At 65.9% G+C, this 13,360-nt stretch carries 14 protein-coding genes; 3 read left to right on the top strand and 11 right to left on the bottom strand.

Going from position 1 to position 13,360, the window contains the following annotated elements; all coding sequences use genetic code 11:
• The first annotated feature begins 28 nt into the window (after positions 1-28).
• The gene (locus E2F48_RS14230; protein WP_133404633.1) at positions 29-805 is read left to right on the top strand and encodes an SDR family NAD(P)-dependent oxidoreductase; all 777 of its coding nucleotides are present in this window, start codon (positions 29-31) and stop codon (positions 803-805) included.
• A 431-nt stretch (positions 806-1,236) separates the two neighbouring features.
• On the opposite strand, the gene E2F48_RS14225 is transcribed toward E2F48_RS14230, so the two are convergent.
• From E2F48_RS14225 to E2F48_RS14190, 8 genes are all read right to left on the bottom strand, one after another.
• The gene (locus tag E2F48_RS14225; RefSeq protein ID WP_133404632.1) at positions 1,237-1,845 is read right to left on the bottom strand and encodes a flavodoxin family protein; all 609 of its coding nucleotides are present in this window, start codon (positions 1,843-1,845) and stop codon (positions 1,237-1,239) included.
• Positions 1,846-1,999: 154 nt separating this feature from the next.
• Positions 2,000-2,770 (bottom strand): hypothetical protein, encoded by a 771-nt coding sequence (locus E2F48_RS14220; protein ID WP_133404631.1) that lies wholly within the window; start codon positions 2,768-2,770, stop codon positions 2,000-2,002.
• A gap of 652 nt (positions 2,771-3,422) precedes the next feature.
• Positions 3,423-3,599: a hypothetical protein gene (locus E2F48_RS17390; RefSeq protein WP_165968784.1), complete on the bottom strand. Its 177-nt coding sequence runs from the start codon at positions 3,597-3,599 to the stop codon at positions 3,423-3,425.
• Positions 3,600-3,632: 33 nt separating this feature from the next.
• Positions 3,633-3,998 (bottom strand): hypothetical protein, encoded by a 366-nt coding sequence (locus tag E2F48_RS14210; protein ID WP_133404630.1) that lies wholly within the window; start codon positions 3,996-3,998, stop codon positions 3,633-3,635.
• 249 nt (positions 3,999-4,247) lie between these two features.
• A complete protein-coding gene (locus E2F48_RS14205) occupies positions 4,248-5,123 on the bottom strand; it encodes a GAF domain-containing protein (RefSeq protein ID WP_165968783.1) in 876 nt (291 codons plus the stop codon).
• 1,418 nt (positions 5,124-6,541) lie between these two features.
• Entirely contained in the window at positions 6,542-6,841 is a 300-nt protein-coding gene (locus E2F48_RS14200) for a hypothetical protein (protein WP_133404628.1), read from the bottom strand.
• Positions 6,842-7,058: 217 nt separating this feature from the next.
• On the bottom strand, positions 7,059-7,793 hold the full coding sequence (locus E2F48_RS14195; RefSeq protein WP_425455786.1) for a hypothetical protein: 735 nt from the start codon (positions 7,791-7,793) through the stop codon (positions 7,059-7,061).
• Between the two features lie 354 nt (positions 7,794-8,147).
• Positions 8,148-9,476 (bottom strand): hypothetical protein, encoded by a 1,329-nt coding sequence (locus E2F48_RS14190; protein ID WP_133404626.1) that lies wholly within the window; start codon positions 9,474-9,476, stop codon positions 8,148-8,150.
• Positions 9,477-9,729: 253 nt separating this feature from the next.
• On the opposite strand from E2F48_RS14190, the gene E2F48_RS14185 reads away from it, so the two are divergent.
• Together E2F48_RS14185 and E2F48_RS14180 are read left to right on the top strand one after the other, a co-directional pair.
• Positions 9,730-10,077 carry a YciI family protein gene (locus tag E2F48_RS14185; RefSeq protein ID WP_133404625.1) on the top strand — a complete coding sequence of 116 codons (348 nt, stop codon included), beginning with the start codon at positions 9,730-9,732 and terminating at the stop codon, positions 10,075-10,077.
• 16 nt (positions 10,078-10,093) lie between these two features.
• Complete coding sequence (locus E2F48_RS14180) at positions 10,094-11,362, top strand: RNA polymerase sigma factor (RefSeq protein ID WP_133404624.1); 1,269 nt, start codon at positions 10,094-10,096, stop codon at positions 11,360-11,362.
• 326 nt (positions 11,363-11,688) lie between these two features.
• Here E2F48_RS14180 and E2F48_RS14175 read toward each other — a convergent pair whose 3' ends face one another.
• Genes E2F48_RS14175 through E2F48_RS14165 form a run of 3 tightly spaced genes read right to left on the bottom strand, consistent with a single transcriptional unit; the run spans position 11,689 to position 13,351 of the window.
• Positions 11,689-12,660 carry an NAD(P)-dependent alcohol dehydrogenase gene (locus tag E2F48_RS14175; protein WP_133404623.1) on the bottom strand — a complete coding sequence of 324 codons (972 nt, stop codon included), beginning with the start codon at positions 12,658-12,660 and terminating at the stop codon, positions 11,689-11,691.
• Positions 12,657-12,893, bottom strand: coding sequence for a helix-turn-helix transcriptional regulator (locus E2F48_RS14170; protein ID WP_133404622.1), 237 nt, complete (start codon positions 12,891-12,893; stop codon positions 12,657-12,659). The genes E2F48_RS14175 and E2F48_RS14170 overlap by 4 nt, the downstream gene beginning before the upstream one ends.
• A complete protein-coding gene (locus tag E2F48_RS14165; RefSeq protein WP_165968782.1) occupies positions 12,887-13,351 on the bottom strand; it encodes a hypothetical protein in 465 nt (154 codons plus the stop codon). Before E2F48_RS14165 ends, E2F48_RS14170 begins: the two co-directional genes overlap by 7 nt.
• Between the last annotated feature and the right edge of the window lie 9 nt (positions 13,352-13,360).

The following is a 13,360-nucleotide window of genomic DNA, read 5'->3' as shown; positions in this document are numbered from 1 at the left end:
CCCACTACAAGTAAATGGAGGACACCAGATGGGACAGCTGCAGGACAAGGTCGCGTTCATCACCGGATCGGATTCGGGTATCGGGCAGGCCACAGCCATCGAGTTCGCCCGCGAGGGCGCCGACATCGTCATTCACTACTTCCACGATCAGCACGGAGCAACCTCGACAAAGGAACAGGTCGAAGCGCTCGGGCGCAGAGCCGTCGTCGTGCACGGAGACCACGGGTCCGAGGATCAGGTCATCGACATGTTTAGGACGGCGATTGCCACCTTCGGCCACATCGACATCCTGATGAATAATGCCAGCGCCGACGCCTCCGGAACGTACGTCGCCGACCTCGAAATTGCCGATTTCGAACGTACCCTCCGCAGCAACCTCATCGGGCAGCTGATCTGCTGCAAACACTTCATCAATCATCGAAAGGACCAAGGCGGCGGGGGCAAAATCCTCAACACGACCTCCGTCCACGAAGAGCAGCCCCGCGCCGGAGCGGCCGACTACGACTGCTCCAAAGGTGCCCTGCGGAATCTGACGCGCACGCTCGTGCTCGAGGTTTCCGAACTCGGGATCACCGTCAACAACATCGCCCCAGGGATGGTCCTGACCCCCTTCAACCAGAAAGCCATCGACGACCCCAAATTCCTCGAGCAGCAGGTCCAAACCATTCCGCTGAAGCGCGCGGCCCAACCGAGGGAAATTGGCCGGCTGGCGGTTTTTTTGGCCTCCCCCGACGCGGACTACGTTACCGGCACAACCTATGTGATGGACGGCGGACTGATGCAGATGGCAGGACAGGGAGCCTGACCGAACCACCCGCCCAACTAGGGGCGCCCACCCGCCGGTGGCGTTGCAGCCCACCGGCCGGTGCCCTCCGAAGCCAGTACTAGACGTGGTCAGTTCGTCACCTTTGAATGGCGCATGGGGCATTCTGGAGGGATGTTCGAAGGATCAATCGAAGATTACGTTGATGTTGGTAGGACCACGTCGTTCATGCGCCGCGGAGGTCAGGGTCCTCCATTTCTGTTTCCTCGCGGGCATCCGAGGACGTCCCGCTGGATCGTCGACAATTCTGGGTGAATCACTAGGGATGTCGCAGACTCGGACGGCGTGGTGTTAGAGGACTGCATCCAAGCAGCGGCCTTGGCCGGTATTAACGAATAGCGCATCTCCACACTGCGGCAACTCTCTTGAAGGGGCATGCTGCTGCACACTGGGGTCATGCGCCAGGTGTTGGTCTACCCGGCGGGGTAGGGGTGGTCGCGGAGCAGACGGGCGAGGTGGGCGGCATTGCGGGCGACACCGGCCGTGGTGGCTGCCACCTTCTCCGGGACGCCGTCGAGGTCCTGGTAATCGACCGTCTGCATCGCCTCTCCGACCCAGTAGGTGCCGCCCTGGGCGGGGATGCTGAAGCCGACGTCGTTCAGGGCCTGCAGCATGTCGGCGATGGTCTTGTGGGCGCCGTCCTCATTGCCCACGACTGCCACAATCCCTACCTTCTGGTACATGGTGGGCCGGCCGACGTCGTCGGTTTCGGACAGTTCGGCGTCGAGGCGCTCCACCACCCGCTGGGCGATGCTGCACGGGTGGCCCATCCAGATGGGGGTGGAGAGCACCAGGATGTCCGCGGCGAGGATCTGGGCCCGGATGGCGGGCCAGTCGTCGCCGGCGCCCATATCCGTCTGCACCCCGGGCAGTACGTTGTGATCCACGATGCGCACGGTGGATCCCGTGACGCCCTGGAGGGCCAGTTGATCAAGGACGTGGCGGGCCATCCGATCGCTGCTTGAGGGTGCAGGCGAGGGCGAGAGGGAGCAGATCAGGGCGACGGCGGAAAGCTCGGTCATGGCGGTCCTTTCCGGGTTATGGAACAAAAGTGGGGAAACGGGCCGGCCACCGCAGGGGCGGGGAAGCCCCGGCGGTGGCCGGTGGTGCCGGTCCGGATCAGGATAGACCTGACCCGTGCCGGATCGTACTGGTGATGCTCAGATGCGGTGCTGCTTATGCCTGATCGGCGCTGCGGCGGCGGACCAGGTAGGTTCCGCCTGCTGCTGCGGCCAGGACGAGGCCACCGCCGAGGGCGAGGGCACCAACATTGGATCCGGTCTCCTGGGTGGCTCCCGTGTCAGCGCCACCGTTGGGCATGGCGCCCATCTGCGAAGCGACAAGGGTTCCACACAGTGCCGGTGAGGTCGCTGCCAGCGGCAGGTCCGGGGTCAGGTCGCTCTTGGCTTCCTGGGCCGCCGGGCTCAGGGTTGCGGGGTCGAGACCGTGGACGACGACGACGGCGGTGCCGGCTTCGAGGGCGGCCTTGGTGTCGGCGTTGACTTCAAAGGTGCGCTGGATGGTGTAGCTGCCACCCTGGCCGCCGAGCTTGACGTTCAGGCCCTCTTCGGGGCCGGTGCCGCCGCTGGTGGACAGCGTGGTGACGATTCCGCCGTAGGAGGGGGCGCCTTCAGTGGTGTTGACCACGCCGTCACCGTTGGTGTCCGCAGCAGGGGTCGGGCAGACGCCCTCGGCGCCGCCGTGGATGTGCTGGACGTGGGGGTAGGGGCCGTCCATGAAGGTCTCGGCGAGGCCGGAGACTTGGAGGTTGACCGTCGCCTGGTCGCCCTTGACGTCGACGGTGATGGTGCCTGCGCCGGTGCTGCCGTTGAGCTGGCCGAGGGTGGAGGAGTAGGAGCCGTCCGCGGCCAGGGCGGGGGCGGCGGAGAGGGCCAGCATGCCGAGGGCGAGGGAGGGTACTGCGAGGAGCCGCATGTTCTTGTTCATGGAGATCAATTTCCTTCACTGTGCGGTGAGCGCACACGTCGATTGTGTGCCTATCGGTTGTTCGTCACGCTGTACTGCCCGGATTGGTTGGCGGATGAAACCACCTGCAAAAAAGCCAGCAGGCTTACGTTTCTCCCGCTTGCACACTGTGACAGGAAAAGTCCCGGTTGGGAAGGGGCGGGAGGTGCAGATGTGACTTGACGGTCCGGGGTTGCGGTGGGTCAGCGGCGGCAAGGACGCGACCACCTCGGCCAGGCCTGGTTCCGTACCGGGGCCGGGGTGGTTGCCGTGGGTGATGATGATGTCCCCGGATGCCGCAGCGGCGGTCTCTGCGGTCGCCGACGCCGCCCGGTAGGTGGCGCCGCCGTCGCCGTTGATGCTGCACCCGGGAATCGGGTCCAGGGCCAGACAAATTCTGGGGGTCACATTGTCGAGGTAGGCCGTTCCCGGTCGAAAGAAGCGCGGCCAGCACGGCGTCGTTGGCCATGATCTCGCCGTACACGCTGCTGGGGCCTTCCGTTCCGGAGATCCGAAAGCAGAGGCGCCGCTGACACTCAGGGGGCGGTGGTCTGTTCCGTGGTTGGCGAGTTCGAACGAGGGGTCCGCCGCCAAGTCCCACGCAAGGTCGAGGTTGGCGCTGACTCGGCGCCCGCTAAGGAACAGGGTCGCCGGAACCCCCGGGCCGGCGCAGCCTGTCGATCAGTGCGCTGTCGATGCCGCTGTCTTCGGGACCTCCGCTGAAGTCCGGTGTGAGGCCAATCGCGGCTGAGCCTTCGGGCAGGGTGGTGAGGACCGGATGGGCGCGGATGGGTGCGCTTCCCTGCGGCACCTGCGAACCTGGCGAAGGCGGAAGCAGGCTGCCTTACACGCTTGGAACCTGCCCCCAGCGGCCGGGAGAAAACCACGGTGGTACACCCCTAGCCTGGTGGGCCTCGGGGTCCCCGGTGCGCAAGGCCAGTTCCTCGGTGACGGCCCCATAGCGTTCCAGGGCTCCGGCCGGGGGGAAGTCAGCATCGAGCAGACGATACATCCGGTTCGCCATCGTGCGCAGCCGGCGCAGCGGAACGCCGGAAAAGTCGTCGATCAGTAGGGCGTCCTCCAGCCAGGATGCCTCCCGATCCGAAAGGTCCCGGTCGTTTTCCGGGTCGGCGGCCCAGACATCGGGCAGCACCGGGTTCCCCAATCCGTCGGCCATGCCGGTCGTCATTGCGGGTAGCGCTGTCGTCATGGTCATTCTCCGTTTCAGTCTCGACGGCCTCTTTGGGCCCCCGGCGTCACTTTTGACCCTAGCGAAGCACTGCCGGAAAAGGAACTAAGCAAGCTGATTTTTCGATAGAGGAGTGTTTTCCGAGCGGCACCGGCCGGCCGGGGGTCAGCGTGGAGCACACGGTCGGCGCGTCGGCCGTGCCGGGCCTGTGCAGGTTCACCCCCAGAATGGGCTGAACATCAGTGGTGGACCGGTTGCAGCGCCAAGGGGTCAGTGTCCGGGGTTGAGCCACATTTCAATCTGGACCTGCGCCGCCAGACGTTTGAGATCCCGTTCATCGTCCACGGTGAAGGCCCGTGGCCGGTCATCGATCACGCACAGGGACCCAATGCGCCAGCCGTCCGCGGTGGAGATGGGATGCCCGGCGTAGAACCGAGCCCTGGGTCCACCGGCGACCAGGGGGTGGTCCCGGAAGGCGGGGTCCACGGCGGCGTTGGAAATGACCAGGGTCCGGTCCTTCTGGATGGTGACCGCGCACAGGGACAACTCCCGCGGCAGGTCCTGGCCGATCGGTCCGGTCACGGATTTGATGATCTGCCGGTCTTCGGTGATAAAGGAAATCGAGGCGGAGCTGACCCCGAAATGTTCCCGGGCATAGGCGGTGATCCGGTCGAAGCGTTCCTCCGTGCGGGTCTCCAGCAGCCCGGATCCATACAGCGCCTGGCAGCGGCGGAATTCGGTCTCCGCCTGCCGCTCCTGATCCCTGTCCGTCCCAGCGGCGGAACCGTCCGACCCGCAGGCGGGGGAACCGGTCACCGGCGGGCGGTCGAACCGGTAGCCCTCCGGCGTGGTGACCAGGGGCCGGAGGTACTCGGCGAAGCCCGACTCGGCGGCAACCTCCCCGGTGCTGTAATGCGCCCCGTCCACCGGCAGATCCCGGTCCTCGAGCAGTTCGTTGATGGCATCGGACGCCAGGTCCCGCTGCGTTGCCGAAATCATCAGGAGCCCGGCAAGGTATCCCTCGAGTTCGACTTCATCAAGCCGGCCACCGGAGCCCAGGTAGTACAGCCACACCTCGGCAGGGCTCAGCCCGGCCGCGCCCACCGCCTGCGCAGCGGTCCACTGCTGGATGATTTCCTCAAGCACGCCAGATCCCTCCGTCCTCATTTCGACACCACCACCGGGGCCCGGCTCCGCCGTGCCTCACCCCCACCCTAGAGCAGCGGCGCTGCCTGTCGGATCACACTCCAGCCTCATGGGCAACAGGCACACGTGCAAGAGAATCCGCCACGCCATTGGGACTGGACACCGCGGGGGAGGGGGATGCAAGGCTGTTTGTCTGTGGTGCGCGAAAGGGACGCTTTGAGTCGAAAGCCCCACAGACAGCCGCGCAGGGCTCGAGTCGCGGGCTGGCCGGGAGGCGCCCAGTACGCCCGATTGGTATCGCTTCGCCGACCCGGCCACCTGCGGGGAACCGCTCGCCCGTGCCGCCACGCGGTCACCGGCCCCAAGCGGCTTTTGGCCGCCGGGAGCCTTCCCTGCGCCGGCCGACCCGGCTGCCCGTCGATTTCCGTTCGTCAAGAGGCGCCAAGGCATGGGGTTCGTTGTTGCCCGCGGCGCGGCGCCGTTGGATCATTCTCGGGTCATCGCGGTTCGAAAAGCCGCAGGGCCCGCATTCCGCGCGGCTGGCAGTCACCATGCACAGTGGGGGGCTGCGCGGGATGCGCTCCTCCAGTCCGGGGGCGGCGAACCCGCCCTGCTTCCGCAGCCTGCCGGAGCCTAATCGGGACGGCCTTGGACGAAGAAATCGCTGTCCTGCGACGTTGGCTCACGGCGGCTCCGCCGGCATCAAGGACCGACAGCAAGATTGCGGAAAGGCTCACCAAATGCCTCGGACGTGAGCTCGGGAACGGCTAAATGAGATGTGCAAAACCGGGATTCCCTCAATTCATCATCTGCGAGGCGCTGACCTGACCTATGGCAGCATCGCCTGATCAACGTTCACCGGTGCGGTCATGACGCCGTTGCGGAAGCCCGGGCAACGTCAGAGGAGCCTGCACTGTTGGCTGCTGGCTTCAGCGCACTGTTGTACTCGGCAACCATGTCCCATGAGGTGCCACCGGTGGTCAGAACCTCTTCCTGGCCGCGCGCCGGCGCGAACCTCGTGCACCCAGACACTTGGAAAAAAACCCGCCGCCGGTCCGCCGTCGGCCGCCTTCGACGAGGACCCAGGGGGTCCCTGACCATCATCGGGGTCTTCACGGCGGCCCTGGTTTGGTGGATCGGTGTCGGGGGATTCGTCAACGCCGGCGGCGGCGCAGGAGTGTTCCTCACCATTCCGCTTCTGCTGACCCTCGGAACCCTCTGGGCAGCCCGTAACAGGCCCCCAAAGATCACCCGCCGACATTCCTAGCCGGTCCGTGTCTGTGGACGAATTCCTTAGCGGGCGGCTCTTTAAGGTTCAACGCGGCAGCGGAACGATTATTGTGGGCACGAAGCCCGCGAATTGGCCTGGGACCGGGGCGATTATCGACTCGTTAGGTGCCTAGCGGTGATGCCCATTGTCAGTACACGCTCCTGTCGATGACGGGCTTGTCATGGACCACAGTGGGCGCGGAGCGGCTTAGTCCGACCTGCATACCGGTGCGCCATTGATGTGGGCATAGGCACATCCTGCCTTCGATGGAGCCCCGCGAACCGTGCTCCATCGGTACCTCTGGCATCAGGAGCACACCGCGCATCGGTTCCGGCAGGTCATCCGAATACTGGAAGGCCGGCCCCGGAGTGCAGCCGATGCCGGTGAAGTGAACGCCGAACAGTCCCGGACCCTCCGGCCACGGCTGATTCGCCACGGTGTTGATCAACTCCACAATCTTTGAGGGTTCGGATCGAAGGGTTGGGAGGGTTCTAGCGTAGCGCTAACGGCTGCACTTTACGCCTCCTACACGGCGCCAGCACGACATCACCTCCGTGCCCGTTAGCTGTATCTTCGCCGCGGAACAGTCGGATTCAGCCGGATGGGGTGCCCTGGAAGCCTGAGGAGTCGGCACCCCGCGGGGGATCGCCTATCGCATCAGCTGGTCACTTGTCGGACTTGAACGCGATTGAGTCGAAGACGGCACGTGCCTCTCTCGTCAACTCCGGATTGATCGATTCGTGGAAATAGGTCACCCCCATCACAGCGAGTTTGCCGTTCACGTCGACCACCTTATAGGTTTCGCGCTCAGCGACGCTCGAGTACCAGCGGGTGCAGTAGTTCGACGATTCTGAGCGGGGGCAGATCTTGTCGTCGTCGCAGGCCGTAATGTCCACGGCGTCCTCGACGGAGTGGTCGAACTCGAAGCCGGAGTAATCGCCCACCCTGACCTCGACGGGAGGAGTGCTGGCCGTTGACGTCTGCGCCGCCATCGCGTCGACGAAGGCCTGAGCTGAAGGATCAACCTCGACGAGCGCGTCCCGCCACGCGCATGCGTCCGTCGGCACATGGTCCGTCGGCCAAAAAATCAGGTAGACGGCCCCTTCACCCGGGTGACCGGGGTCGTCCTTGCCCAGGCCATCGCCGTCGGAGGTCCAGCCGTCTGGGACGGTGATCTCGAAAGGCTCCGTTAAGCTGGTGACGAAGTATGTGCCGGCGTCGATGTCGCCGCTGTCCGGCAGTGGTGGCACCGTGCCAGCCTCCGTAGCCGGAACACGGGCGGACGGGAGAGGGGCGTCGTCGGGCTCATTCTGACACCCACCGAGACATCCAATCAGTGCGATAGTCACCAAGGGCAAGAGATGGCGCGACCGCTGAGCGGCCTTTTCGTGGGGTGTCATGGAGCTCATCGATCCACCAAGCCGCTACAGGGTACTGTGAGGCCCCGCAGCCGGGCGGCCCCGCGGGCGGCCCGAAAAGGGATGCCGTCGCCTCAAGTCTCCTCCGGTGCAGAGCCCGTCACAATGAAGAGTTGTACGGAGATCAGTTTCGACTCATGCACTCCTCCGAAATGACAGGCGCCGGCGGAACCACCAGGGTGCTACTGGCGGACTTCAATTGTGGGAGGGTTATCGATGACCCACTCGGCCATGCCGAGGAAGTGCTCCACAAGCCGATCTTTGAGCGGGTCACCTAACGATCAACGGAGGCTGCCATGCCTATCCGATTTGGGGCCTCGGTGGCCGGATCGTCGGTTACCTGCTGGTTCGAACGGTCAGAAGCTCGCGGGCGTCGGCCGGCAGTGTACGCGCGTCGCTTCCGTCGCGGTGCAGCAGTCCGCAGCCGTCGAGCTCGACCGTGATTATCGACCCGAGTTCATGACCGCCCCGACTCGGCCGGAGCGTCAGGAACTTCGTCGCCGACTCATCACAGGAGCGGGACACTGGCCCGGACGCGGCAACATCGGCCACCAAACGGGCGGTCGCCGTGTCGAGCGTTCCACCAGCAACGAATCGGCCCGAGTGAAGCGTTCCTTTTGCCGGAGCGGCCACCGACCCGTCCGGCTCCGACCCACCCGGCTCCGCCAGGTCTGCCGGCGCGGGCTCGACCGCATAACGGCACCAACGCAGTCCGTCCATCTCGGCCAACACGGTATCGGCTATTGGCGTGGGGGGAGCCGGTGACGCTCCGACGGCGCCCGAAGAGGAACCGGCCGATGGAATCGACAGCGGTATCCCCGCATTGAAGGGGGCGGTCCATGCCGCCGCGCATCCGCTGTCCAGGGCGGCGCGCGGAACAATCAGTGTTTGCTTCAATGTCGTGGTGTCTCGGACGGACAGCCCGGCGAGGGCGGTGTGCACGCCGGGCTTCGTCTTTGCGCACCTGTCGCGGGGGTAGTGCGCGTGGATCGCCCGGCCGGCCGCATCGACGAGCCAAAGCGGGGGCACGAGTTCAATATCCGCCGTACACGGGCCGGGCCCGATTCCGTCGTCAAGCTCGCCCAGGGCTGCCAACAGTGGTGTCAGATCACCGGTGAGAGTGACAGCGGTGACGGCGCTCCACTGTCCTTCGGCATCCTCAACGCTGGCCATCTGATCGCAGCGGACAGCGGTGGTCGGGATGAAACCGGTAGGCACCCGGCCAGGGTCCGGCGCATCCAGATGCTGTGGACCCGGTGGGTGGGTCGGGTCGGGATGAACGGCCCAGCCGCCCAGATTCGGCGCGAGACAGTCGTAGCTATCGACAATCTCGGCAGCATCCACGGGTTGAGCGTTGCCGCCGGGGGCGCCGCCGCACCCGCTCGGCAGCACTGACACAAATACGACAGCGAGCAGCACCTGGGTCAAAACCAAGACCCCGTTCGTCGGATGCAATGCACGCATGGCTTCACCCTGCCGGGGATAACCGGCCGCGTCGATAGTCGGGACACGTTCGTTATCGGAACGAAAGCCTGAACACACCGAAGTAAACACGTTCTGCACAATTGCCGCCGGTTCGCCCCGCCCGTACGCGGATCCCTCACCGCAACATTTTCCGAGGTCGCCGGCGAGGATGGTCACCCCGTTTGCCGGGGAAATGCTCACCAGTGCAGTCGCGACCCACCTCACCGCATCTGACCGGAGGAAAGCGCCTCAACGTGGCTGATGCGATTCGCGCCGGGTATGGGCGCGTTCCGATTCGGGAGCAGAATCTGGGAGAAGATCGCCAAGCGGTGGGACTTGGTGCGTTCCTAACGTGATCTCAGAAATTCTCGAGATTCCTGTCGATGTGGCCGGACCCCGCGTGTCGTATAAGTAGAGGGGTCGAGAACCGGTCCCCGAACCGAGAGGAACAGCTATGTCCCAGTACATGATCCTGATCTACGAAACCGAGACCTCATACGCCGAGGCGCCGTCCGGGCTGATGGAGGAGATCATGCGTGAGCACGAGGCCTTCGCCAGCGGCGTGCCTGCGCTGGGCGCCAGCATGGTTTCCGCAGCGTGGCTGCACCCGACCACAACGGCCACCAGCGTCCGCGGCGGGTCCGAGGTGACCGATGGCCCGTTCGTCGAGACCAAGGAGGCGTTGGGCGGCTACTACCTTATCGACGCCCCGGATCTCGACACGGCACTGGCCGTCGCCAAGACCGTTCCGGCCCGCTTCGGCGGCGTCGAGGTCCGGCCCGTCATCGACTTCGGCAGCTGAGTTCAGGCCGGACGGGATGACCGGTCAGGACACGTCCACCGTTTCGGCCGCCGTCGCCGACGCGCACCGCCGCGAGTGGGCCTTCGTGCTCGCAGCGACGGTGCGCGTCACCCGCGACCTCGACCTCGCCGAGGAGTGCGTGCAGGACGCCTTCGCCTCCGCGCTCACGGACTGGCGCCGCACCGGTGTGCCCTCCCGCCCCGGGGCCTGGCTGACCACGGCGGCTCGACGCCGGGCGCTTAACGTGCTGCGCCACCGGCAGGTCGAATCCAGGTATCTGCCCCTGCTGGTCGAAGACGAGGCCGAACCCGGTCCCGACGACACCGTCGACGGCGGTGAGGCGGCATCGATCCCCGATGACCGGTTGCGTCTGGTGGTGACATGCTGCCATCCGGCGCTGGACCGTGCCACCCAGGTCGCCCTGACATTGCGGCTGCTGTGCGGTCTGTCCACTGCCGAGGTGGGGCGGGCCTTCCTGGTCAGCGAGGCGGCGATGGCCGCCCGCATCACGCGGGCGAAGAAGAAGATCGCCGTTGCCCGTATCCCGTACCGGGTGCCTTCGACAGCTGACCTGCCGGGCAGGGTCGACGCCGTGCTCCTGGTGGTACACAGCCTCTTCACCACCGGTCATACCGCCCCTGCCGGGGACGAACTGGTGCGCCGCGACCTCGTGGAACGATCATTCGAGCTGTGCCGCATGCTGCGTCAGCTGCTGCCGCATGATCCCTCCGTGGCAGGCCTGCTGGCCCTGCTGCTGCTCACCGATGCGCGCCGCGACACCCGCACCACACCCGAGGGACGACTGCTGCTGCTGGAGGAGCAGGACCGGATGCGCTGGGACCGCGCCGCCATAGCCGAGGGCGTGATCCTTGTCCGGGAGGCGTTGGGTGCCCGGCCGCCGTCGCGGTACGCGCTGCAGGCAGCGATCGCGGCCGTGCACGCGGAGTCGCCCAGCTGGCAGGAAACCGACTGGCGGGAGGTACTCGCCTTGTACGACGTGCTGGTGGAGCTGTGGCCCTCTCCGGTAGTGGCGCTCAACCGGGCTGTGGCCGTCGGATTCGCTCTCGGTCCTGCTGCCGGCCTGGCCGCCCTCCATGCCCTCTCCGGGGAACCGCAACTCGCCGGGTACGGCTACCTGCCGGCTGCGCGGGCGGATCTGCTCCGGCGGCTCGGGCGGAAGCGTGAGGCGCACTTGGCCTATACCGAGGCGCTGCTGCTGACCGACAATACCGTCGAGCGAGCCTTCCTCGAGAACCGGCTGCACATGGTGTCGGAAGACGGGTGACACCGGATGCCTGCCCCTATGACTTTGGAGGCTGCAGGCCTGGAATGAGTAAAAGCAGCCCACCGGACGATAAAGATCAGGCTTCCTCTACGTTCTTAATGGTGGAGATTGTGCATAGGTGCTCATTCCGCCTCGCAGGCGGCCAAGTGCAGGCTCCATCGCTGATGATGGTCGTCTGACCGACAGGGACTAAACGAATTCCTATTGGGGTTCCTCGCGTCCTGGAAAGAGCTCCCGCCCAAGTAGCTCCACCCTTGTCTGGAAGGACGGCCCAGCGTTGCCTCGTTTCTCGATCGCCAGGGGTTGGCGGTTCACGGCGCAGATGGTCAGATTGTGATGGCGACCTTGCCGCGTACCGTCCCGGCGTGAAGGTAGCGGATGGCGTCCGGAGCCTCCTCGAGTGGGAAGGTGCGGTCGAGCGGCGCGCGCAGCTGGCCCGCCTCGACGAACTCGGTGAGTGTGATGAGATCGGCGCGGCTTGTGACGGCCGTGAGGCCCCGGAGTTTCTGACCGGTGACGAGCGACAGAACCGGTGCGCCGAGCATCGCCCGCTCAAAGCCGCCAAGCAGTCCACGACCACCTTCTCCGCCGACGATGACGAGCGTCCCACCGGGGGCGAGGGCCCGCCGCAGCTTCCGCAGCGGGCGGTTGCCGCCGGTGTCAAGGATGAGGTCGAAACGGCGTGTGCCGTCAACCGGGTCCTGCTGGGTGTAATCCATCACCTCGTCAGCGCCGAGGCCGCGAACGAAGTCGAGCTTGCCCGTGCTCGCAACTCCAGTGACGTGGGCGCCGAACGCCTTCGCCAACTGCACCGCGAACGATCCGACGCCACCCGAAGCGCCGAGCACGAGCACGCGCGCTCCTCCTGCCACGCCACCCCTGCGGAGACCTTGGAGCGCCGTGCAGCCGGAGATCGGGATGACCGCCGCCTCGGCGAAGCTCAGCCCTTCAGGCTTGTGCGCCAGTCCCTTCTCCGATGACGCCAGCGCGAAGTCGGCGAAGCTGCCGGAGGCGACGCCGAAGACCTCATCGCCCGGGACGAACCGGGTAACCCCGGGGCCGACCGCTTCCACGATGCCCGCTATATCCGCCCCGCGGGTGCGCTGGCGCGGTCTGCGGACGCCGAAGGCCGGCCGTACGCCGAGGGGTTGGCCCGCCATGATGTGCCACACGCCGGGGTCGACGCCCGCCGCCCGGACACGGATGAGAACCTGTTGGTGTCCGGGCTCCGGCCGCTCGACCTCCTCGAGGCGCAGCACGTCCGCGTCCCCGTACTTATCCTGCACAATCGCCCTCATCTGGATGCTCCTTCATGGGTGTCCGGGTACTGGAAGACGGCATCGAGTCCGACGCCGAAGACTCGCGCGATCTGGAACGCGAGCTCGAGTGTGGGGGAGTAGCGGCCCTGCTCGATGGCGATCACGGTCTGGCGGGTGACGCCGATCCGGTCTGCGAGCTCGGCCTGGGTCATCTCCCCGTGCGTGGCGCGCAGGGCGCGGATCCTGTTGCTTACGCGGGTGGGCTTCACCATTCCGGCAGCCCCCGCCGGTAACCGAGGACCTTGCTGACCGATCCGAGGACCGCGGACAGCACGAACCCCAGGTAGATGACGTTCGCGATCCAGAAGGAGTCCGCCTTGAGCATCGCGAGCACCAGCGCCGAGACAGCGCCGAGGACGACGAACGACTGGCCGACCTGGTCGCCGAATCGCGCGATCTGCCGGTCCCGCTGGTCGACGCGCCGGGCATCGCGCCGGAACATTCCGGCGATGATGCCGACGAGGATGTTTATCACGATGCCGGCAAGAATCCCGCTGCCGATGGTCCAGAGCATGATCGGCGCGTAGGGACGTTCCGTCAGTGCGCCGGCGTCGCTGCTGAGCAGCAGGCCGAGGTAGACCGCGTACCCGAGCACCGCGATCACTCCGAGAATCCAGGCGTTCTTTTCCTGCGCTGACACGTCCACCCCCATGTAAAAGATTATTGACATGCCAAAGCT

Origin of the sequence: Arthrobacter crusticola, assembly GCF_004357995.1 — a bacterium.
Classification (GTDB): domain Bacteria; phylum Actinomycetota; class Actinomycetes; order Actinomycetales; family Micrococcaceae; genus Arthrobacter_D; species Arthrobacter_D crusticola.
The sequence above is the reverse complement of the archived record's forward strand: the minus strand, read 5'-3'. Positions and strand labels throughout refer to the sequence as shown.